21 protein-coding genes are annotated in these 19,969 nt (G+C 67.9%); 13 read left to right on the top strand and 8 right to left on the bottom strand.

Annotation, left to right across the window (positions count from 1 at the left end; genetic code table 11):
- Positions 1-50 precede the first annotated feature (50 nt).
- The 5 genes from HMPREF3014_RS20950 to HMPREF3014_RS20930 are packed head-to-tail and all read left to right on the top strand — an operon-like array spanning position 51 to position 5,424.
- The gene (locus HMPREF3014_RS20950; RefSeq protein ID WP_003116508.1) at positions 51-1,334 is read left to right on the top strand and encodes an OprD family porin; all 1,284 of its coding nucleotides are present in this window, start codon (positions 51-53) and stop codon (positions 1,332-1,334) included.
- Positions 1,335-1,363: 29 nt separating this feature from the next.
- A complete protein-coding gene (locus HMPREF3014_RS20945) occupies positions 1,364-2,347 on the top strand; it encodes a tripartite tricarboxylate transporter substrate binding protein (RefSeq protein ID WP_003085519.1) in 984 nt (327 codons plus the stop codon).
- A gap of 48 nt (positions 2,348-2,395) precedes the next feature.
- Positions 2,396-2,866 carry a tripartite tricarboxylate transporter TctB family protein gene (locus HMPREF3014_RS20940; RefSeq protein WP_023087764.1) on the top strand — a complete coding sequence of 157 codons (471 nt, stop codon included), beginning with the start codon at positions 2,396-2,398 and terminating at the stop codon, positions 2,864-2,866.
- Positions 2,867-2,876: 10 nt separating this feature from the next.
- The gene (locus HMPREF3014_RS20935; protein ID WP_003116509.1) at positions 2,877-4,394 is read left to right on the top strand and encodes a tripartite tricarboxylate transporter permease; all 1,518 of its coding nucleotides are present in this window, start codon (positions 2,877-2,879) and stop codon (positions 4,392-4,394) included.
- A complete protein-coding gene (locus tag HMPREF3014_RS20930; RefSeq protein ID WP_003114172.1) occupies positions 4,387-5,424 on the top strand; it encodes an AbrB family transcriptional regulator in 1,038 nt (345 codons plus the stop codon). Before HMPREF3014_RS20935 ends, HMPREF3014_RS20930 begins: the two co-directional genes overlap by 8 nt.
- A gap of 126 nt (positions 5,425-5,550) precedes the next feature.
- Here the strand turns inward: HMPREF3014_RS20930 and ung are convergent, their stop codons facing one another.
- From ung to HMPREF3014_RS20915, 3 genes are all read right to left on the bottom strand, one after another.
- The gene (gene ung, locus HMPREF3014_RS20925) at positions 5,551-6,246 is read right to left on the bottom strand and encodes a uracil-DNA glycosylase (protein WP_003106436.1); all 696 of its coding nucleotides are present in this window, start codon (positions 6,244-6,246) and stop codon (positions 5,551-5,553) included.
- A gap of 99 nt (positions 6,247-6,345) precedes the next feature.
- On the bottom strand, positions 6,346-7,167 hold the full coding sequence (locus HMPREF3014_RS20920; protein WP_003106439.1) for a VanW family protein: 822 nt from the start codon (positions 7,165-7,167) through the stop codon (positions 6,346-6,348).
- A 56-nt stretch (positions 7,168-7,223) separates the two neighbouring features.
- Positions 7,224-8,105, bottom strand: coding sequence for an AraC family transcriptional regulator (locus HMPREF3014_RS20915; protein ID WP_003106441.1), 882 nt, complete (start codon positions 8,103-8,105; stop codon positions 7,224-7,226).
- Positions 8,106-8,237: 132 nt separating this feature from the next.
- Here HMPREF3014_RS20915 and HMPREF3014_RS20910 point away from each other — a divergent pair, with 132 nt between their 5' ends.
- The 7 genes from HMPREF3014_RS20910 to HMPREF3014_RS20880 all read left to right on the top strand — a co-directional run bounded on the left by HMPREF3014_RS20910 (position 8,238) and on the right by HMPREF3014_RS20880 (position 15,433).
- Entirely contained in the window at positions 8,238-9,746 is a 1,509-nt protein-coding gene (locus tag HMPREF3014_RS20910; RefSeq protein WP_003116510.1) for a CoA-acylating methylmalonate-semialdehyde dehydrogenase, read from the top strand.
- An 11-nt stretch (positions 9,747-9,757) separates the two neighbouring features.
- Positions 9,758-10,921, top strand: a complete 1,164-nt coding sequence (locus HMPREF3014_RS20905) for an isobutyryl-CoA dehydrogenase (protein ID WP_009875969.1) — start codon at positions 9,758-9,760, stop codon at positions 10,919-10,921.
- Between the two features lie 65 nt (positions 10,922-10,986).
- Positions 10,987-11,805 carry an enoyl-CoA hydratase gene (locus tag HMPREF3014_RS20900; protein WP_003085498.1) on the top strand — a complete coding sequence of 273 codons (819 nt, stop codon included), beginning with the start codon at positions 10,987-10,989 and terminating at the stop codon, positions 11,803-11,805.
- Positions 11,806-11,863: 58 nt separating this feature from the next.
- Positions 11,864-12,967: an enoyl-CoA hydratase/isomerase family protein gene (locus HMPREF3014_RS20895; RefSeq protein ID WP_003114169.1), complete on the top strand. Its 1,104-nt coding sequence runs from the start codon at positions 11,864-11,866 to the stop codon at positions 12,965-12,967.
- Between the two features lie 111 nt (positions 12,968-13,078).
- Positions 13,079-13,975, top strand: coding sequence for a 3-hydroxyisobutyrate dehydrogenase (gene mmsB / locus HMPREF3014_RS20890; RefSeq protein WP_009875968.1), 897 nt, complete (start codon positions 13,079-13,081; stop codon positions 13,973-13,975).
- A 56-nt stretch (positions 13,976-14,031) separates the two neighbouring features.
- The gene (locus HMPREF3014_RS20885) at positions 14,032-14,676 is read left to right on the top strand and encodes a potassium channel family protein (RefSeq protein ID WP_003085490.1); all 645 of its coding nucleotides are present in this window, start codon (positions 14,032-14,034) and stop codon (positions 14,674-14,676) included.
- A 115-nt stretch (positions 14,677-14,791) separates the two neighbouring features.
- Positions 14,792-15,433: an NAD(P)-dependent oxidoreductase gene (locus HMPREF3014_RS20880; RefSeq protein ID WP_003110820.1), complete on the top strand. Its 642-nt coding sequence runs from the start codon at positions 14,792-14,794 to the stop codon at positions 15,431-15,433.
- A 34-nt stretch (positions 15,434-15,467) separates the two neighbouring features.
- On the opposite strand, the gene HMPREF3014_RS20875 is transcribed toward HMPREF3014_RS20880, so the two are convergent.
- Complete coding sequence (locus HMPREF3014_RS20875) at positions 15,468-17,444, bottom strand: alkyl/aryl-sulfatase (protein ID WP_003159576.1); 1,977 nt, start codon at positions 17,442-17,444, stop codon at positions 15,468-15,470.
- Between the two features lie 102 nt (positions 17,445-17,546).
- On the opposite strand from HMPREF3014_RS20875, the gene HMPREF3014_RS20870 reads away from it, so the two are divergent.
- Positions 17,547-18,461, top strand: a complete 915-nt coding sequence (locus HMPREF3014_RS20870) for a LysR family transcriptional regulator (protein WP_003098349.1) — start codon at positions 17,547-17,549, stop codon at positions 18,459-18,461.
- Positions 18,462-18,464: 3 nt separating this feature from the next.
- Here HMPREF3014_RS20870 and HMPREF3014_RS20865 read toward each other — a convergent pair whose 3' ends face one another.
- The 4 genes from HMPREF3014_RS20865 to HMPREF3014_RS20850 all read right to left on the bottom strand — a co-directional run bounded on the left by HMPREF3014_RS20865 (position 18,465) and on the right by HMPREF3014_RS20850 (position 19,868).
- A complete protein-coding gene (locus tag HMPREF3014_RS20865) occupies positions 18,465-18,653 on the bottom strand; it encodes a hypothetical protein (protein WP_003098351.1) in 189 nt (62 codons plus the stop codon).
- Between the two features lie 122 nt (positions 18,654-18,775).
- Positions 18,776-19,021 carry a DUF1145 domain-containing protein gene (locus tag HMPREF3014_RS20860; RefSeq protein ID WP_003085479.1) on the bottom strand — a complete coding sequence of 82 codons (246 nt, stop codon included), beginning with the start codon at positions 19,019-19,021 and terminating at the stop codon, positions 18,776-18,778.
- Positions 19,022-19,137: 116 nt separating this feature from the next.
- Complete coding sequence (locus HMPREF3014_RS20855; RefSeq protein ID WP_003114164.1) at positions 19,138-19,593, bottom strand: hypothetical protein; 456 nt, start codon at positions 19,591-19,593, stop codon at positions 19,138-19,140.
- A 95-nt stretch (positions 19,594-19,688) separates the two neighbouring features.
- The gene (locus tag HMPREF3014_RS20850) at positions 19,689-19,868 is read right to left on the bottom strand and encodes a hypothetical protein (RefSeq protein ID WP_003098355.1); all 180 of its coding nucleotides are present in this window, start codon (positions 19,866-19,868) and stop codon (positions 19,689-19,691) included.
- Between the last annotated feature and the right edge of the window lie 101 nt (positions 19,869-19,969).

Genomic DNA, 19,969 nt, shown 5'->3' with positions numbered 1-19,969 from the left:
CCCTGCAGCGTGGTGCTCGGCGTACAAGAACAAGAATCGGAGACCACTGCATGTCGACTTCCCTGCCGCAGGCCGCAAGGTCTGTACGTTCGTCCCGCAGCACCACCCTGACCACCACCGCCGTCGTGCTCGCCGGCATCGCGCCCCTGGGCAACGCCGCCGGCTTCCTCGAAGACAGCAAGGCCAGCCTGGAAACCCGCAACTTCTACATGAACCGCGACTTCCGCGACGGCCCCGGCCAGTCCAAGCGCGAGGAGTGGGCGCAAGGCTTCATCCTCAACCTGCAGTCCGGCTACACCCAGGGCACCGTCGGCTTCGGCCTCGACGCCATGGGCATGCTCGGCGTCAAGCTCGACTCCGGCCGCGGCCGCAGCGGTACCGGACTGCTGCCGAAGGATTCCGACGGCCGCGCGCCGGACACCTACTCGAAACTGGGCCTGACCGCCAAGGTCAAGGTCTCGCAGAGCGAGCTGAAGGTCGGCACGCTGATTCCGAAGCTGCCATCGGTACAACCGAACAACGGGCGGATCTTCCCGCAGATATTCGAAGGCGCGCTGCTCACCTCGAAGGAGATAAAGGACCTCGGCTTCACCGCCGGGCGCCTGGAAAAGACCAAGATCCGCGACTCCAGCGACTCCGAGGACCTCGCGCTGAACGACAAGAACGGCCGCTTCGCCGGGGTCAGCGCCGATCACTTCGACCTCGGCGGACTGGACTACAAGCTCACCGACCAACTCACCGCCAGCTATCACTACAGCAACCTGCAGGACGTCTACCGCCAGCACTTCGTCGGCCTGCTGCACAGCTGGCCGATCGGTCCCGGCGAACTGACCAGCGACCTGCGCTTCGCCCGCAGCACCGACAGCGGCTCGGCCAAGGCCGGCGGCATCGACAACAAGTCGCTCAACGGCATGTTCACCTACAGCCTTGGCAACCATGCCTTCGGTGCGGCCTGGCAGCGAATGAACGGCGACGACGCCTTCCCCTACCTGGAAGGCAGCAACCCGTACCTGGTCAACTTCGTCCAGGTCAACGACTTCGCCGGCCCCAAGGAGCGTTCCTGGCAACTGCGCTACGACTACGACTTCGTCGGCCTCGGCATTCCCGGCCTGACCTTCATGACCCGCTACGTCAAGGGCGACAATGTCGAACTCGCCGGGCAGCGCGGCGAAGGCCGCGAATGGGAACGCAACACCGAACTGCAGTACGTGTTCCAGAGCGGCGCGCTGAAGAACCTCGGAATCCGCTGGCGCAACGCGACCTTCCGTTCCAATTTCACCCGCGACATCGATGAGAACCGCCTGATCGTCAGCTATACCCTGCCGATCTGGTAAGCCAGAACAAGAACTCCACAGGAGCACCGATGATGATGAAACTGTCTTTTCGTCCCCTCGCCTTGGTTGCCGCCGGCCTGCTGCTGGCCGGCGCCGCCGTGGCCGAACCCAAGCGTCCCGAATGCATCGCCCCGGCGTCCCCCGGCGGCGGTTTCGACCTCACCTGCAAGCTGGCCCAGAGCGCCCTGGTCGAGGCCAAGCTGCTGAGCAAGCCGATGCGCGTCACCTACATGCCCGGCGGCGTCGGCGCGGTCGCCTATAACGCGGTGGTCGCCCAACGCCCGGGCGACGCCGGCACCATCACCGCCTTCTCCAGCGGCTCGCTGCTGAACCTGGCCCAGGGCAAGTTCGGCCGCTTCGACGAGAACGCGGTGAAATGGCTGGCCGCCATCGGCACCAGCTACGGCGCCATCGCGGTGCGCACCGACTCGCCCTACAAGAACCTCGACGACCTGGTGAAGGCGCTCAAGGCCGACCCGAGCAAGGTGGTGATCGGCTCCGGCGGCACCGTCGGCAGCCAGGACTGGATGCAGACCGCGCTGATCGCCAAGGCCGCCGGGATCAATCCGCGCGACCTGCGCTACGTGGCCCTGGAAGGCGGCGGCGAGATCGCCACCGCGCTGCTCGGCGGGCACATCCAGGTCGGCAGCACCGACATTTCCGACTCCATGCCGCACATCCTGAGCGGCGACATGCGCCTGCTCGCGGTGTTCTCCGAAGAACGCCTGCCGGAGGCGGCGATGGCCAACATCCCCACCGCCAAGGAACAGGGCTACGACATCGTCTGGCCGGTGGTTCGCGGGTTCTACCTCGGGCCGAAGGTCAGCGACGAAGACTACGCCTGGTGGAAGAACGCCTTCGACCAACTGCTGGCCTCCGAGGACTTCGCCAAGCTGCGCGACCAGCGCGAGCTGTTCCCCTTCGCCATGACCGGCGAGGAACTCGACGGCTACGTGAAGCAGCAGGTCCAGCAGTACAAGCAACTGGCCAAGGACTTCGGCCTGATCCAGTAAGCCAGCCCGCGCGCGGCCGGACCCCGGCCGCGCCACGAGGATCGTCCCATGACCCGTTCCAACCTGTACCAGCGCCTGTTCGCCGGGCTCTGGCTGCTCGCCTGCGTCGGCCTGGCGGTCGCCGGCTGGCGTTACCAGGCGCCGTTTTCCTACGAACCGGTCGGCCCGCGCGCCTACCCGCTGCTCTGCCTGGCGCTGATGGGCGCCGGCCTGGCGTGGCTGATCGCGCGGCCGACGCCGATCCGCCACGCCGAGGACGAACAACCGCTGGGCGGCGCCGTGCTGCTCAAGGTGCTCGCCTGCATCGCCCTGCTGCTGGTGTTCGCCGGCCTGTTCGAAACGCTCGGCTTCATGCTCAGCGCCGCCCTGGTCGGCTCCTGCATGGCCATTCTCTACGGCGCCCGGCCAATCCCTGCGGTGGTCACCGCGAGCCTGCTCGGGATCGGCCTCTACTGGCTGTTCGACCGCGCCCTGGACGTCCCGCTGCCGCTGGGCGTTCTCGACTTCCTGCCGCTGTGAGGACTTCGTGATGGAAACCTTGAACTACCTCGGCCAGGGCTTCGGCGTCGCGATGACGCCGACCAACCTGATCACCGCGCTGATCGGCACCCTGATCGGCACCATCGTAGGCCTGCTGCCAGGCCTCGGTCCGATCAACGGCGTGGCACTGCTGATCCCGGTGGCCTTCGCCCTCGGCCTGCCGCCGGAAACCGCGCTGATCCTGCTCGCCGCCGTATACCTGGGCTGCGAATACGGCGGGCGGATCAGCTCGATCCTGCTCAACATCCCCGGCGAAGCCTCGACCGTGATGACCACCCTCGACGGCTACCCGATGGCACGCAAGGGCCTGGCCGGCGTGGCCCTGTCGCTGTCGGCCTGGAGTTCGTTCATTGGCGCTTTCATCGCCACCTGCGGGATGGTCCTGTTCGCCCCGCTGCTGGCCAAGTGGGCGATCGCCTTCGGTCCGGCGGAATATTTCGTGCTGATGGTGTTCGCCATCGTCTGCCTCGGCGGGATGGCCGGCGACCGCCCGCTGAAGACCCTGCTGGCGGCGCTGCTCGGGCTGTTCCTGTCGAGCGTCGGGATCGACGCCAACAGCGGCGTGTACCGCTTCACCGGGGACAGCATCCACCTCGCCGACGGCATCCAGTTCGTGGTCCTGGTGCTGGGCCTGTTCTCGGTCAGCGAGATCCTCCTGCTGCTGGAGAAGACCCACCACGGCCAGGAGGCGGTGAAAGCCACCGGACGCATGCTGTTCAACTTCAAGGAGGCCGCCAGCGTATTCCTGGTCAACCTGCGCTGCGGTCTGCTCGGTTTCGTCATGGGCGTACTGCCCGGCGCCGGCGCGACCCTGGCAAGCGCGGTGGCCTATATGACCGAGAAGAAGCTGGCCGGTGCCAAGGGCGAGTTCGGCAAGGGCGACATGCGCGGCCTGGCCGCTCCCGAGACCGCCATCGGCGCCTCCGCCTGCGGCGCCATGGTGCCGATGCTGACCCTCGGCGTGCCCGGCTCGGGTACCACTGCGGTGATGATCGGCGCCCTGACCCTGTACAACATCACTCCCGGCCCGCTGCTGTTCCAGCAGCAACCGGACATCGTCTGGGGCCTGATCGCCTCGCTGTTCATCGCCAACGTCATGCTGATCATCCTCAACGTGCCGATGGTCCGCGTATTCACCCGCATCCTCGCGGTGCCGAACTGGGCCCTGGTGCCGGCCATCGCGATCATCACCGGGATCGGCGTGTACGGCGTGCATGCGACCACCTTCGACCTGTTCCTGATGGTCGGCATCGGCGTGATCGGCTATATCCTGCGCAAGCTCGACTTCCCGCTCTCGCCGCTGCTGCTGGGCTTCATCCTCGGTGGACTGATGGAGCAGAACCTGCGCCGCGCGCTGTCGATCTCCAACGGTGAACTGGGCATCCTCTGGTCGAGCCCGATCAGCCTGGTGACCTGGGCGCTGGTGGTGGTAATGCTGCTGTTGCCGCTGGTCCGCGCCTGGCGCCGCCGCGTGGCCCGTCGCGCGACAGGGCTGGCCGATGCCTGAGCGCGTCACCTGGAGGCTGTACTGGGCGACGCCGCTGGTGGGCGCCCTTGGCGGCTGGCTGGCAAGCCTGGTCGGCTGGCCGCTGCCGTGGATGATCGGCTCGCTGCTTGCGGTGATGCTGGTGCGTTGCCTGGCCGACCTGCCGCTGGCCGAAGTGCCGGGGGCACGCAAGTGCGGGCAATGGATCGTCGGCATCGGCATCGGCCTGCACTTCACCCCGGCAGTGATCGAGCAAGTGCTGGCGCATAGCGTGATCATCGTCTTCGGCGCCGTGGCCACCACGCTTTCCAGCGTGCTGGCGATCGCCTTCATGCGCCGCAGCGGCGAGGACCGCGCCACCGCGTTCTTCGCCAGCATGCCCGGTGGTGCCAGCGAGATGGTCAACCTCGGGCAGCGCCACGGCGCGGTGCTCAGCCGCGTCGCCGCAGCGCAGAGCCTGCGCCTGTTGCTGGTAGTGCTGCTGGTGCCGGCGGCGTTCCAGTACCTGCTCGGCGGCGGCCAGCCAGGCCCGCACCAGGCCGCGCCGGTGGACTGGCACTGGCTGGCCCTGCTGTTCCCGGCCGGGGCGCTGGTCGCGCTGGGCTGGCAGAAGTTGCGCCAACCCAATCCCTGGCTGCTCGGCCCGCTGTTGCTGGCGGCCGGCGTCAGCCTCGGCTTCGACCTGCATATCGGCCTGCCGGCCGGTTCCAGCGGCGTCGGCCAGTGGCTGATCGGCAGCGCCCTGGGTTGCCATTTCAACCGCAGTTTCTTCCGCAGCGCTCCAGCCTTCGTCAGTCGTACCCTGGTCTGCACGCTGTGGATGATGTTCGCCGCGGCGCTCGCCGCCGAGTTGCTCGGCTGGCTGACCACCCTCGACCACCAGTCGCTGATGCTCGGCATGATGCCCGGCGGCATCGCCGAGCTGAGCCTGACCGCCGAAGCCTTGCAGCTCTCGGTGCCGCTGGTCACCGCCTTGCAGGTACTGAGGCTATTGCTGGTGCTGTTCCTCGCCGAGCCGTGCTTCCGCTACTGGAGGAAGCGCGCCGGCTGATCGAGCCACGCCGCCACACTGGATGTGTGGCGTTTTCCAGCCCGCCTCGTGCGGGCTTTTTTTTCCGGGCGCGGTCAGAGGCACACAGCGGCGCCCACCATGTGAAGAGCTGGGCGACAGCGGCCTTCAGAGGTCCGGCAGCGACCAGTCGATAGGCGTCTTGCCGTTCTGCTCGAGGAACTTGTTGGTGCGGCTGAAGTGGCCGTTGCCGAGGAAACCGCGGTAGGCCGACAACGGCGACGGGTGCGCCGACTTGAGAATCAGGTGGCGCTGCGGGTCGATCAGCTTCTGCTTGCTCTGCGCGTGGCTGCCCCAGAGCAGGAACACCAGGCGCTCGCAACGCTCGTTGACCACCTCGATGACGCGGTCGGTGAACGGCTGCCAGCCGGCATTGGCGTGGGAGCCGGCCTTGGCCTGCTCGACGGTCAGGGAGGTATTGAGCAACAGCACGCCCTGCTCCGCCCAGCGCTGCAGGTAGCCGTTGTTGGGAATCGGGATGTTCAGGTCGCGGTTGAGTTCCTTGTAGATGTTCTGCAAGGACGGCGGCGTCGGCACGCCGGGCTGCACCGAGAAGCACAGGCCGTGGGCCTGGCCTGGTCCGTGGTAGGGATCCTGGCCGATGATCACCACCTTGACGTTCTCCAGCGGCGTGGTGTTCAGCGCGTTGAAGATCAATGGCCCGGGCGGAAAGATCACCTTGCCGGCGGCCTTCTCCTGGCGCAGGAACTCGCCCAGTTGCTTCATGTAGGGCTTGTCGAATTCCTCGCGCAGCGCTTCCTTCCAACTCGCCTCGAGCTTGATGCGGTCGTCGTTATCGGTCATGGAACCCCCTGTCTCGGTACTGAAAAAGTCGTCCGGCCTTTTTCAGAAGGTCGCCGACAGCCTGTGGCCGCGGAACCGTAGAAAAGCCCGCCGCGCTTGTCAATCTCGGGACAGGCGGGCCTCTTCCACCGGATACTTCACGCGCACCCGGTTGCGGTACAGGCACTCGCTGGCCAGCAGGGTGCCGGCCTGGCCCTTTTCCCGGATGTCGCGCCAGATCTCGTTGAGCCTCAGCACCGCATCGCCGTCGCGGACAAAGCGCTGGGCCCTCTCATAGACGTGGTAGCGCACAGGGCGCGGCGCGCTGCACAGCAGTTCGCCTTCCAGTTGGTGGGCGGCGATATGGAAGCGCAGCTGGAAGGTATCCGCCGTCGGATTGTGCAGCACCAGGTCGATGAAGTTGTAGAAGATCGCCGCGCCCGAGCCGAACGGCAGGATCCGTCCCTCGTCGGGAAACGGGTCGAAGCTGTGGTTGGCCCGCTCCACCACGCGCAGCGGGGAATGCAGGGCCATCCAGTGGATCAGGTTGCTCAGTTGGCAGATGCCGCCGCCGATTCCGCTGCGCGCCTCGCCGAAGGACAACTCCATACCTTCGACGAAGCCACGCCGGGCGCTGGGCCGACCGACCAGCCGGCAGAACGAGAAGTACTCGCCGGGGCCGATGCTCACGCCGTTCATGCAGTCCACCGCCAGGCGCAGGTTGACCACCTTGTTGCGTTGCAGGGCGAGGTCGCTGTCGCCGAGGCGGCGGATCAACTTCGAGGTGTGCTTGATGTAGCGGTACGGCAGGCGCTCGTCGATCGATGGCAACCGCACGTAGCGACGGCCGCCAAGACGCCAGCGGCAGTGCCGCCAGAGACGTCGTTGCCAGACCCGCAGCCAGTAGAGCCAGGGGTGGTAGAGCGATAGGGGTTTGCGCATCGACGATCCTTGTCGGTCTCGGCCCACGGGCAGGATGCAGCATTATGCCCGGAGCACTAGCCCTGGTGCAGCGCCCGGTAGTGACTGGGCGCCATGCCCACCACCTTGCGGAACAGCCGCGAGAAGTAATAGGGATCGGCGTAGCCGAGCTGCTCGGCGATCTGCCGCACCTCCAGCGCGCCCTCGTCGAGCAGGCGGCAGGCATGGGCCATCTTCATCTGGATGAAATCCTGGATCGGCGCCTGGCCGGTCAGGGCGCGATAGGTCTTGGCGAAATGGAAGCGCGACAGCTTGAACTGCGCCGCCAGCTCGTCGAGGTTGAGGCTGTCGTGCAGGTGCGCGCGCATCAGCGCCTGCACCGCGTCGATGTCCAGCACCCGTCCGGATTTCAGGCTGGCCCGCGCCGGACGCACCGCCAGCGAAGTGAGCAGGCCCTGCAACAGGTGCGCGGCATGGATGAAGTGCGGCAGGCTGAGGCCCTGGCGACGCAGCGCCAGCAGCGCATCGAACTCCGCCAGCAGGCGCGGCTGCATGCCCAGGCGCAGGCGCGGGGCGCTGCCCAGCGGACGCAGGAAATCCTCCGCCAGTCCGCCTTCGAAATGTACCCAGTAGATGCTCCAGGGCCGCTGCGAGTCGGCGCCGTAGGCATGTTCCCGGCCCTTGGGCAGGACCAGCAGGTCGCCGCCGCCGACCTCGACGCGCTCGCCGGCACACTCCAGCCAGCCGCGTCCGGCCCGGCAGTAGATCAACAGGTTGTCGTCCGGCGCGCGCCGCTGCATGTGGTGGCCATGCGCCTCCGGATAGTAACCGAGGGCCAGCGGGTAGCAGGCCTGGCCGAGCGGATGGCGGGCCAGGGCGCGACGCAGGCGGGGCGGCGTGATGAAACGCACACCCTGGTTGGGCAGGGGCCAGGCGGAGGTCTGTACGGAACGCTTCACGGCGACGCGACTCGGTAGTCTGAATCCCAAGATCGTCCATCCCTTGCGCAAGATCGTCAATCCACAGGCGGCTTGCGGCCGGCTATAACGACTCAAAACAACATCCCGGTCCACCGGGAAGCGGAGGCGACGATGGCCAAGGCAATCCCCCAGCTGATCGACGGCGAATGGCGCGGCAGCCGTTCCCGCGAGCTGGTCGAAGTCACCGATCCGGCGACCCAGGACGTCCTCGCGCTGGCGCCGAAGGCCACCGCCGACGAGATCGAGCAGGCCATCGCCAGCGCCCAGCGCGCCTTCGAGACCTGGCGCGAAGTCCCGGCTCCCGAGCGAGCGCGGTTGATGCTGCGCTACCAGCACCTGCTCAAGGAACACCACGACGAACTCGGCGAACTGCTGGCCCGGGAGACCGGCAAGAACCTCGCCGATGCCAAGGGCGACGTGTGGCGCGGCATCGAGGTGGTCGAACACGCCGCCAACGTGGCCAGCCTGATGATGGGCGAGACGGTGGAAAACGTCGCCCGCGAGATCGACACCGCCAGTTGGATCCAGCCCCTCGGCGTGTGCGCCGGGATCACCCCGTTCAATTTCCCGGCGATGATCCCGCTGTGGATGTTCCCGCTGGCCATCGCCTGCGGCAACACCTTCGTCCTCAAGCCCTCCGAACAGGATCCGCTGACACCCAACCGCCTCGCCGAGCTGTTCCTCGAGGCCGGCGCGCCGAAGGGCGTGCTGCAGGTGATCCATGGCGGCCGCGAGCAGGTCGATGCCCTCCTCACCCACCCGGACATCCGGGCGATTTCCTTCGTCGGCTCGGTCGCCGTCGGCCAGCACGTGTACCGCACCGGCACCGCGCACCTGAAGCGGGTGCAGGCCTTCGCCGGGGCGAAGAACCACATGGTGATCCTCCCCGACGCGAACAAGGCCCAGGTTCTCGGCAACCTGGTCGGCGCCAGTTGCGGCGCCGCCGGCCAGCGCTGCATGGCGATCAGCGCGGCGGTGTTCGTCGGCGCGGCGCGCGAGTGGATTCCCGAACTGGCCGAGCGGATGGCCGCCCTGCGCCCCGGCCACTGGCAGGACCCGGACGCCGCCTATGGTCCGCTGATCAGCCCGCAGGCGCGCCAGCGCGTGCTGCGCCTGATCGCCGAAGGCAAGGCGGAAGGCGCCGAGTGCCTGCTCGACGGCTCGCAGTGCCAGGTCGAAGGCTATCCCAACGGCAACTGGCTCGGTCCCACCCTGTTCCGCGCAGTGACGCCGAAGATGGGCCTGTACCGCGAGGAAATCTTCGGCCCGGTGCTGGCCTGCCTGGAGGTGGAAAGCCTGGAAGAGGCCATCGCCCTGGTCAACGCCAACCCCTATGGCAATGGAACAAGCCTGTTCACCCGCTCCGGCGGCGCCGCTCGGCGCTACCAGCACGCGGTGCAGGTCGGCCAGGTGGGTATCAACGTACCGATCCCGGTACCGCTGCCGTTCTTCTCCTTCACCGGCTGGAAGGGTTCCTTCTACGGCGACCTGCACGCCTACGGCAAGCAGGCGGTGCGCTTCTATACCGAGACCAAGACCGTCACCAGCCGCTGGTTCGACGATGAACCGACGACCGACGAATCGTCGGCCGGCCCGAACATGACCATCCATCTCAAGTGACCCGAGGACCTATGGATTTCGACCTCACCGAAGAACAACGCCTGCTGGTGGAGAGCGCCCGCGCCTTCGCCCGCCACGAACTGGCGCCGAAGGCGGCCGACTGGGACCGCGACCATCACTTCCCGGTGGAAGTCATCCGCGCCGCCGCCGAACAGGGCTACCTCGGCCTGTACATCGCCGAGGAAGACGGCGGCCTGGGCCTGTCGCGGCTGTCCACTTCGCTGATCTTCGAGCAACTGGCCGCCGGCTGCGTGGCCACTACCGCCTACATCAGCATCCACAACATGGCCGCCTGGATGCTCGCCTCGTTCGGCGACGCGGCGCTGAAGGAGGCCTGGCTGCCCGGCCTGATCGGCGGCGAGTCGCTCGCCTCCTATTGCCTGACCGAGCCCGATGCCGGCTCCGACGCCGCGCGCCTGCGCACCCGCGCCCGCCGCGAGGGCGACGAATACGTGCTGGACGGCAGCAAGTGCTTCATTTCCGGCGCCGGCAGCACCCAGGTGCTGATCGTTATGGCGCGCACCGGCGAGGACGGCGCCAGGGGCATCTCCTGCTTCCTGGTACCGGCCGACGCGCCCGGCATCCGCTACGGCCGCAACGAGGACAAGATGGGCTGGCGCGCGCAGCCGACCCGCACCATCACCTTCGAAGGCGTGCGCATCCCCGCCGGCAACCGCATCGGCCCGGAGGGCCAGGGCTTCGTCTATGCCATGAAAGGCCTCGACGGCGGCCGCCTGAACATCGCCAGTTGTTCCCTGGGCGCCGCCCAGGCGGCGCTGGAGCAGTCGATGCGCTACGTCGAGGAGCGCGAGCAGTTCGGCAAGCCGCTGGCGACCTTCCAGGCCTTGCAGTTCAAGCTCGCCGACATGCTCACCGAACTCACCGCCAGCCGCCAGATGGTCCGCCTCGGCGCCCACCGGCTGGACCGCGGCGACGCCGAGGCGACCCTGTACTGCGCAATGGCCAAGCGCTTCGCCACCGACCGCTGCTTCGATGTCTGCAACGAGGCCTTGCAACTGCACGGCGGCTACGGCTATCTCAACGATTATCCGCTGGAGCGCTGGGTACGCGACACCCGCGTGCACCAGATCCTCGAAGGCACCAACGAAATCATGCGGGTGATCGCCGCCCGCCGCCTGCTGGAGCAGGGCGGCATGCTCGATCGCCTGCTGTGAACGCCGCGAACCATCGCATCCGATAGTGCCGGGACGCCCCGGCCCATGATCCAGTGAGGGACTTCATGAACACTGCCGTCGAACCCTACAAGGCTTCCTCCTTCGACCTGACCCACAAGCTCACCGTGGAAAAGCACGGGCACACCGCGCTGATCACCATCAACCACCCGCCGGCCAACACCTGGGACCGCGACTCGCTGATCGGCCTCCGCCAACTGATCGAGCACCTCAACCGCGACGACGATATCTACGCCCTGGTAGTGACCGGCCAGGGGCCAAAGTTCTTCTCCGCCGGCGCCGACCTGAACATGTTCGCCGACGGCGACAAGGCCCGCGCTCGCGAGATGGCCCGCCGCTTCGGCGAAGCCTTCGAGGCGCTGCGCGATTTCCGCGGGGTGTCGATCGCGGCGATCAACGGCTACGCCATGGGCGGCGGGCTGGAGTGCGCCCTCGCCTGCGACATCCGCATCGCCGAGCGCCAGGCGCAGATGGCCCTGCCGGAGGCCGCGGTGGGCCTGCTGCCCTGCGCCGGCGGGACCCAGGCGCTGCCCTGGCTGGTGGGCGAAGGCTGGGCCAAGCGGATGATCCTCTGCAACGAGCGGGTGGATGCGGAAACCGCCCTGCGCATCGGCCTGGTCGAACAGGTGGTGGACAGCGGCGAGGCGCGCGGCGCCGCCCTGCTGCTGGCGGCCAAGGTGGCACGCCAGAGCCCGGTGGCGATCCGCACCATCAAGCCGCTGATCCAGGGTGCCCGCGAACGCGCGCCGAACACCTGGCTGCCGGAGGAGCGCGAGCGCTTCGTCGATCTGTTCGACGCCCAGGACACCCGCGAAGGGGTCAACGCCTTCCTCGAGAAGCGCGATCCCAAGTGGCGCAACTGCTGAGCCTTCCCATCGAACCCGGCGGGCTGCGCCACAGCCCGCCCGAGCCGAGAGCCCCGACATGAACGTGCTTTTCGAAGAACGCCCGAGCCTGCATGGCTTCCGCATCGGCATTGCCACCCTGGATGCGGAAAAGAGTCTGAACGCCCTGTCCCTGCCGATGATCGAGGCCCTGGCGGCGAAACTCGACGCCTGGGCCGAGGACGCCGGCATCGCCTGCGTGCTGTTGCGCGGCAACGGCGCCAAGGCCTTTTGCGCCGGCGGCGACGTGCGCAAGCTAGTGGACGCCTGCCGCGAGCAACCCGGCGAGGTACCGGCCCTGGCGCGACGCTTCTTCGCCGATGAATACCGCCTCGACTACCGCATCCATACCTACCCGAAACCCTTCATCTGCTGGGCCCACGGCTATGTGATGGGTGGCGGCATGGGGCTGATGCAGGGTGCCGGGATTCGCATCGTCACCCCGTCCAGCCGCCTGGCGATGCCGGAGATCGGCATCGGCCTGTACCCAGACGTCGGCGCCAGCTGGTTCCTCGCCCGCCTGCCCGGCAGGCTCGGCCTGTTCCTCGGCCTGAGCGCGGCGCAGATGAACGCCCGCGACGCTCTCGACCTCGACCTGGCCGACCGCTTCCTTCTCGACGACCAGCAGGACGCCCTGCTCGCCGGCCTGGTGCAGATGAACTGGAACGAGTCGCCCCAAGTGCAACTTCACAGCCTGCTTCGCGCCCTCGAACACGAGGCCCGCGGCGAACTGCCGGAGGCCCAGTTGCTCCCGCGCCGGCCGCGCCTGGACGCACTGCTCGACCAGCCGGACCTGGCGAGCGCCTGGCAGGCGCTGGTGGCGCTGCGCGACGACGCCGACCCGCTGCTTGCGCGTGGCGCGAAGACCCTGGCCGAGGGCTGCCCGATGACCGCGCATCTGGTCTGGCAGCAGATCGAGCGTGCGCGCTACCTGTCGCTGGCCGAGGTGTTCCGCCTGGAATACGCCATGAGCCTGAACTGCACGCGCCATCCGGACTTCGCCGAGGGGGTACGCGCAAGGCTGATCGATCGCGACAACGCACCGAACTGGCATTGGCCGCAGGTGGAATCGATCCCGCAGGCGGTGATCGAGGCGCACTTCGAGCCGACCTGGGAGGGCGAGCATCCGCTGGCGGGGCTCTGATCCGCCGCGCCGCCCTCTGCCGAAGGAGGGCGCGGGCCCGCCACGTCCATAGCGTCTAAGCTGTTTCACAGCATCCCCAAGAGGCCTCGCGGCCGCCACAGGAGGAGCTCCATGAAACAGATCGCCTTCATCGGCCTCGGCCACATGGGCGCGCCGATGGCCACCAACCTGCTCAAGGCCGGCTACCTGCTGAACGTCTTCGACCTGGTGCAGAGCGCCGTCGACGGCCTGGTCGCCGCCGGCGCCAGCGCCGCCCGCAGCGCCCGCGACGCGGTGCAGGGCGCCGACGTGGTCATCAGCATGCTGCCGGCCAGCCAGCACGTCGAAGGCCTGTACCTCGACGACGATGGCCTGCTCGCGCACATCGCCCCCGGCACCCTGGTGCTGGAATGCTCGACCATCGCTCCGACCTCGGCGCGCAAGGTCCACGCCGCCGCCCGCGAGCGCGGCCTGGCGATGCTCGACGCGCCGGTGTCCGGCGGCACTGCCGGCGCGGCAGCCGGCACCCTGACCTTCATGGTCGGCGGCGACGCCGAAGCCCTGGAGAAGGCCCGGCCGCTGTTCGAGGCCATGGGTCGGAACATCTTCCATGCCGGCCCCGACGGCGCCGGCCAGGTGGCCAAGGTGTGCAACAACCAGCTCCTCGCGGTGCTGATGATCGGTACCGCAGAAGCCATGGCCCTGGGCGTGGCCAACGGCCTCGACGCGAAGGTGCTGGCCGAGATCATGCGCCGCAGCTCCGGTGGCAACTGGGCGCTGGAAGTCTACAACCCCTGGCCGGGGGTTATGGAGAACGCTCCGGCGTCGCGCGACTACCGCGGCGGCTTCATGGCCCAGTTGATGGCCAAGGACCTCGGGCTGGCCCAGGAAGCCGCCCAGGCCAGCGCCAGCAGCACGCCGATGGGCAGCCTGGCGCTGAGCCTGTACCGTCTGCTGCTGAAGCAGGGCTATGCGGAGCGGGACTTTTCCGTGGTGCAGAAATTGTTCGATCCGACCCAAGGCCAATAGACAGGCAGGCGGGTCCGCGCCCAGGCTGGTCGATTCGACGATGCGAGGAGCCCGCCTTGAACGCCCTGCTGCTGCGTTACCGTTTCCGCCTGCTGTTCTTTTCCACCGTGCTGTTCACGGCGATCCTCGGCCTGCCGTCGAGCACCAAGCCACGGGTGCTCGGCAGCCTCCTGCTGCTGGTGCTGGCCGGGATGAACACTTTGCGCAGACGCAGTCCGCTGGTCTACCTGACGGCCTTCTTCGGCCTGTTCAGCCTGGCCCTGTACACCACTGCGGACTTCAGCAGTCCCTACTCCAGCCTGCCGCCCGGCCTGCTGCGCGGGCTGAGCCTGATCCTGCTGTACCTGACCCTGTTCGCCGCGCTGTTCCGCCGCGTCACCCAGGAGCGCCCGGTGACCCACGAGCTGCTCTACGGACTCTGCGCACTCTACCTGCAGATGGCGCTGGCCTTCGCTCTCGCCTACTACATGGTCGAACAGATGCAGCCGGCCAGCTTCATCGCCAGCCATGGCGCACTCGGCCTGGATACCTTCGTCTACTACAGCCTGGTGACCCTGACCACCGTGGGCTACGGCGACATCCAGGCGATCAACCCGCTGGCGCGCCTGCTGGCCGGCAGCGAAGGAGTGATCGGGGTCCTGTTCATCGCCCTCGCCGTGGCCCGCAGCCTGACCCTGATGAGCGACAGCGAGGAGGTCTGATTATTAAGCTGAGCTAACGAGTGCATCCCCCGCGCAGCGGTTTATCCCGGCGAGCGCAGGGCGGATGATGCTGATCGACGCCGCTCTGCGGCATTTCTCGAACGGAAGGTGCAGCATGAAAATCGCCCTGATCGGCGCCACCGGCCACGTCGGCCACTATTTCCTCAACGAAGCCCTGCAACGCGGCCACGCGGTGACCGCCCTGGTCCGCGACCCGAGCAAGCTGGCGGCGCGCGACGGCCTCTGCGTAGTGCAGGCGGACGTCAGCGACCCGGCCCAGGTGGCCAGCGCCGTGGCAGGCCACGAGGTGGTCATCAGCGCTTTCAACGGCGGCTGGGGTAGCGCCGACCTCCGCGCCCGCCACGCCGCCGGCAGCCAGGCCATTCTCGACGGCGTGAAACGCTCCGGCGTGCCGCGCCTGCTGGTTCTCGGCGGCGCCGGGAGCCTGGAGATCGCCCCCGGCCAGCGCCTGGTGGACAGCCCGGAATTCCCCGAGCAGTGGAAGCAGGGCGCCCTCGGCGCCGCCGACGCCCTCGACCAACTGCGCGGCGAGCAACGACTGGACTGGGTGTTCCTCAGCCCGGCGATGCTCCTCGAACCCGGCCAGCGCAGCGGCAAGTTCCGCCTCGGCGGCGACCAGGTTCTGTTCGACGCCAAGGGCGAGAGCCGGATTTCCCTGGAAGACCTGGCGGTAGCCATGCTCGACGAGGCCGAGCAGCCCCGTCATCATCGCCAGCGCTTCACCGTGGCCTACTGAAAAGACCAGGCGCCCCTCTCGGGCGCCTTCGTCGTCAGCCTTCGGACTTCGCCGCCGGCGTGACGATATCGAACCAGAAGTCGAAGTCGCCGAGCATGCCGAACAGTTGCCCCAGCAACAGCGGATTGCCGGAACTCTTCAGCTTGCCCTCGAAGACCAGGCGTACCGCCGATACCTCTTTGAGCAGCAGCCGGTTGAGATCGGCGCGGTCGATGCTCACGGTCTGCCCGGCGTCCTCGCTCTGCACGCCGCGCAGGTTGTTCAGGTGCGAGTTCTTCAGTTCCAGCAGGTAGTTCTCACCGATGTCCGGCAGGCGCAGGTTGATGCTCAGCGCCTTGCCCTCCGCAGCGCCGGCGTCCAGGCGCACGCCGAGATAGTCGAACAGCAGGCCGGTGTCCATCGCCGCCAGGGCATCGGCGCTGCCGGCCTTCATCGTCGGCTGGTCGCGCGGTACGCCGTGGCGCAGTTCGTAGGCGGCGCTGAGGTAGCTGTTGCGCCAGCCGGCGTTCTCCGCCTGGTAGCCGAGCTGCTCCAGGGCGTCGGCCTGCAGCTCGCGCGCGGCCCGGTTATCCGGCTCGGCGAAGACCAGCCTGTTGACCACCTCGACCACCCAGCGGTACTCGCCCCTGGCGTACGACGCCCGCGCTTGCTCCAGCAGGCGCTCGGCGCCGCCCATGTATTCCACGTAGCGGCCCGCCGAGTCCTCCGGGCTGAGCGGGTCGAGGCTCGCCGGGTTGCCGTCGTAGTAGCCCAGGTAGCGGTTCAGCACGGCCCGTGCGTTATGGCTGACCGAGCCGTGGTAGCCGCGGTCGTACCATTCCTGGTCGAGGCTGGGCGGCAGGCGCAGGCGGTTGTGCACCTGGCCGATGGTCACGCCCTGGTTGGCCAGGTGCAGGGTCTGGTCGTGCAGGAAGCCGTACAGGTCACGCTGCTTCTCCAGCACCTCGACGATCTCCGCGTTGCCCCAGCGCGGCCAGTTGTGCACTGCGAACATCACCTCGGCCTGCCTGCCGAAACGATGCAGCGCCTGGTTGATGTACTTGCTCCAGCCCAGCGCATCACGTACCTCGGCACCGCGCAGGGTGTACAGGTTGTGCAGGGTGCCGACCACGTTTTCGGCCATCAGCAGGGCCTTCTGCCGCGGCAGCCAGATGTTCATCTCCGCCGGCGATTCGGTACCCGGCGTGTTCTGGAAGGTGAACGGCACGCCGTCCAGCACCAGGTCCTCGCCCTCGCCTTCGATCAGGCGGGTCGGCGCCAGCAGGCTCAGCGGTCCGCGCGCCAATCCCTTGCCGATGGCCATGTCGACCTGCCCCTGCGGCCCCTTGGGCAGTTGCGTGCCGTACTGGTAGGTGGCGCGGCGCATCATGGCGTTGCCGGCCAGGACGTTCTCCTTGATCGCCGCCTCCATGAAGCCGGCCGGAGCGATGATCTGCACCGCGCCGCTGGCGACCTGCTGTGGCTCTACCAGACCGCGCACGCCTCCAAAGTGATCGGCGTGGGCGTGGCTGTAGATCACCGTACGGATCGGCCTCTCGCCCAGCTCGCGGCTGACCAGTTCGTAGGCCGCCCTGGCGGTGGCCGGGGTGGTCAGGGTGTCGACCACGATCCAGCCGCTGTCGCCGCGGATGAAGGTGATGTTGGCCAGGTCGAAGCCGCGCACCTGGTAGATACCCTCGGCAACCTCGAACAAGCCGTACTTGAGATTGAGCAGGGCCTGGCGTTGCAGGCTGGGATTGATGCTGTCGCGAGGCTTGCCGTCGAGGAGGAAGTCGTAGCCACCGAGCTGCCAGGCGACGCTGCCGTCGGGGTTGCGGATGAGTAACCGCTCCGGGCGCCGGATCAGGCCGCGGTCGGCGCGCTCGAAGTCGGCGCGGTCGGCGAAGGGCAATTCCGCTTCGACCCGCCGCTGGGCCTCGACGGTGAAGGCACTGGGCGGTTTTGGCGCGGTGGTTTCGGCGGCGCCGGCGAGCAGCGGGGCGAGCGCCAGGAGTGCAAGCAGACGGCTCATCGGATACTCCGTTTTATTGTTGTGGGCTTCGGCTGGCACTATGCCGAGCGGCACGGCAATAATTCCAATGCATTCCAGGTCCACATTCGATGCGGAGTCCGCATGAGCGATCTACGCCAGTTCCGCCACTTCGTCGCCCTCGCCGAGCACGGCCACTATGCCCGCGCCGCCGAAGCGGTGAATCTCAGCCAGCCGGCGCTGTCACGCAGCATCCAGGCGCTGGAGGGACAGTTGGGTTGCACCCTGGTGGAGCGCGGCAGCCGCGGCGTGGCCCTCACGGCCCACGGCCGGCTGGTGCTGGAACACGCTCGGCGCCTGCTGGCCGGGCATCGCGCACTGCACAACGCGGTGAGCCAGTTGGCCAATCTCGACAGCGGCGAGCTACGCCTGGGCGGCGGTCCCTTCCCCGCCGCACGGCTGTTGCCCGAGGCACTGGCCGGTTTCTCCAGCGCCCACCCACGCGTGCGCGTCGTACTGCTCATCGAAGACTGGCAGACCCTACGCCAGCGCCTGCTGGATGACGCTGTCGAACTCTTCGTCGCCGATATCCGCGAGCTGCAAGGCGATCCGCAGTTGCGCATCCACCCGCTACGCGAGTATCCCGGCGTACTCTTCTGCCGCCCCGGCCATCCGTTGCTGCGTCTGGTGAGGCCGAGCGCCGAGCAACTGGCCGACTACCCGCTGGCCGGCCCGCGCCTGCCCGAGGCAGTCCGCGGCGACCTGGCGCGCCTGCTGCAACGCGAAGAACCGCTCGGCATACAGTGCGACGACGTGCTGATGCTCAAGGGCCTGGTCGGCTCCAGCGAGCTGATCAGCCTGGCGCCCTGGGACGTGGTTGCCGCCGACGTCGAGGCCGGCCGCCTGGCGCTGCTGCCCTGGCCCGCCGGCTCCGAGCCCGCCCGCGCCAAGGGCTCCGCCTACGGTCTGGTCAGCCGCGCCGGCCGCAGCCTGTCGCCGGCCGCGGCAGTGTTCGTCGAGCGGGTGCTGGAACAGGACCGGCGCTTCGCCGCCACCTGAGGCTCAGCGCCAGCGAGCGTCGTCGCGGCGCTCCTGCCAGGAACGGTTCCAGTCGCGCCCGCGGTTGTCACGGTCGCGGTCGTGATAGCGCTCGTAGCGGTAGTCGGGACGATGCCGGTGGTCGTTGCGGTCGTAGACCACGCAGGCCGACAGCGGCAGGACGAGGATCAGCAGGGAAAGCAAACGACGCATGGCGCCTCCTGTGCGGTTCCGGCCTCTCCTGCGGATGCGGGAGGATTGCCTGTTCCGGAACCTGCACATCGGACTGCGCGGCGCGCGGACGGTGCCCGCGGCGAGAGTAAAGCCTGGGTAAATCAGCCGAGGCTACGCAGGTGCAGGACGCCGAACAGCAGCACCTGGAGGCGCTCCAGCCAAGGTGCCGGGCGCGCCTTGAGACGCCCGTTGAGCAGCAGGATCTCGGCGGCATGGACCAGCACCAGCACGCCGGACAACAGCAGGATCGGTCGATGCAACTCGCCCAGCGGGTAGGCCAGGTTGACCAGCGCGACGAGCCAGAACATCGCCAGGGCGCCCTTGGCGAACGACAGAAAATGACTCATGGGAACCTCCTCGTTTCGGTATCGGCAGAGTGTGCCGAGCAAATGCGCCAAGAGGGTCCGCACTTTCGACTGGAAAGCACGACGGCGCCCGCAGGCGCCGCCTTTCCTTGCGCACCTCAGTTGCGCCAGCGAGGTGTCCCGCCCTGCTGGCCCTGGTGTCCCGGACGATCCTGCCGACCGTGTTGTTGCCAGCGTTGCGGAGAATGCCCGCGCCATTGCGGCTGGCCGCCGCGCTGCCAGTTGCCCGGATGCCGCTCGCCACGATGGGCCGGGCGCGATTCGTGGTAGCGCTGCTGGTAGCGATATTGCTCGCGCCGGTAGTCGCGGTGGCCATCGTAGCGGCGTGGCGCCGGGTAGTAGCGTTGGTCGTAGTAGCGCGTCGAGTAGTAGCGCCGTTCGCTGCGCCAGCCATCGTCATACACGCGATAGCGCGGCACTTCGTAGGCGTAGCCGTAGGGCTGGCCGCGATAGTGGCGCCAATCGCCGTCATCGTAGTCGTAGTCATACACCGCGCAGCCACCCAGGCTGGCGAGAAGCAGAAGAAGCGGGACTCTCAGGAATGTGCGCCACATGGCAGCCTCCTGCGGCCCCGCTGCCGACCGGCCGGACGACCGGCGACGCCGCGAGGCGCGCATACGACGTGAAGACTCGGGAAATGGAAGTGGGCTCAGCACCAGCCTTTCTTGGCGTGGCCCGGAGGACAATGGGGCGGGCCGCCGCGATCGTAGCCGTAGTAGCCATCGTCGAACGGATCCAGTTCGACGTAGGCGCCCGGCACCCGAACGCTGCAACCGCTCATCAGGAAGGCCGCCAGTAGCAGCCCGAACAATCGCATGACCATCAGCATTCTCCTTCATCGCAGAACGCAGCCGAACCACGCCTGGACAAGATCCCGATGGAGCGGGAAGCCGGTTGCGGCGGTTGCAACCCGGCTGCAATAGAGACCGA

It is taken from the genome of Pseudomonas sp. HMSC065H01 (assembly GCF_001815235.1).
In the GTDB taxonomy this organism is placed as follows: Bacteria; Pseudomonadota; Gammaproteobacteria; order Pseudomonadales; family Pseudomonadaceae; genus Pseudomonas; species Pseudomonas aeruginosa.
The sequence above is the reverse complement of the archived record's forward strand: the minus strand, read 5'-3'. Positions and strand labels throughout refer to the sequence as shown.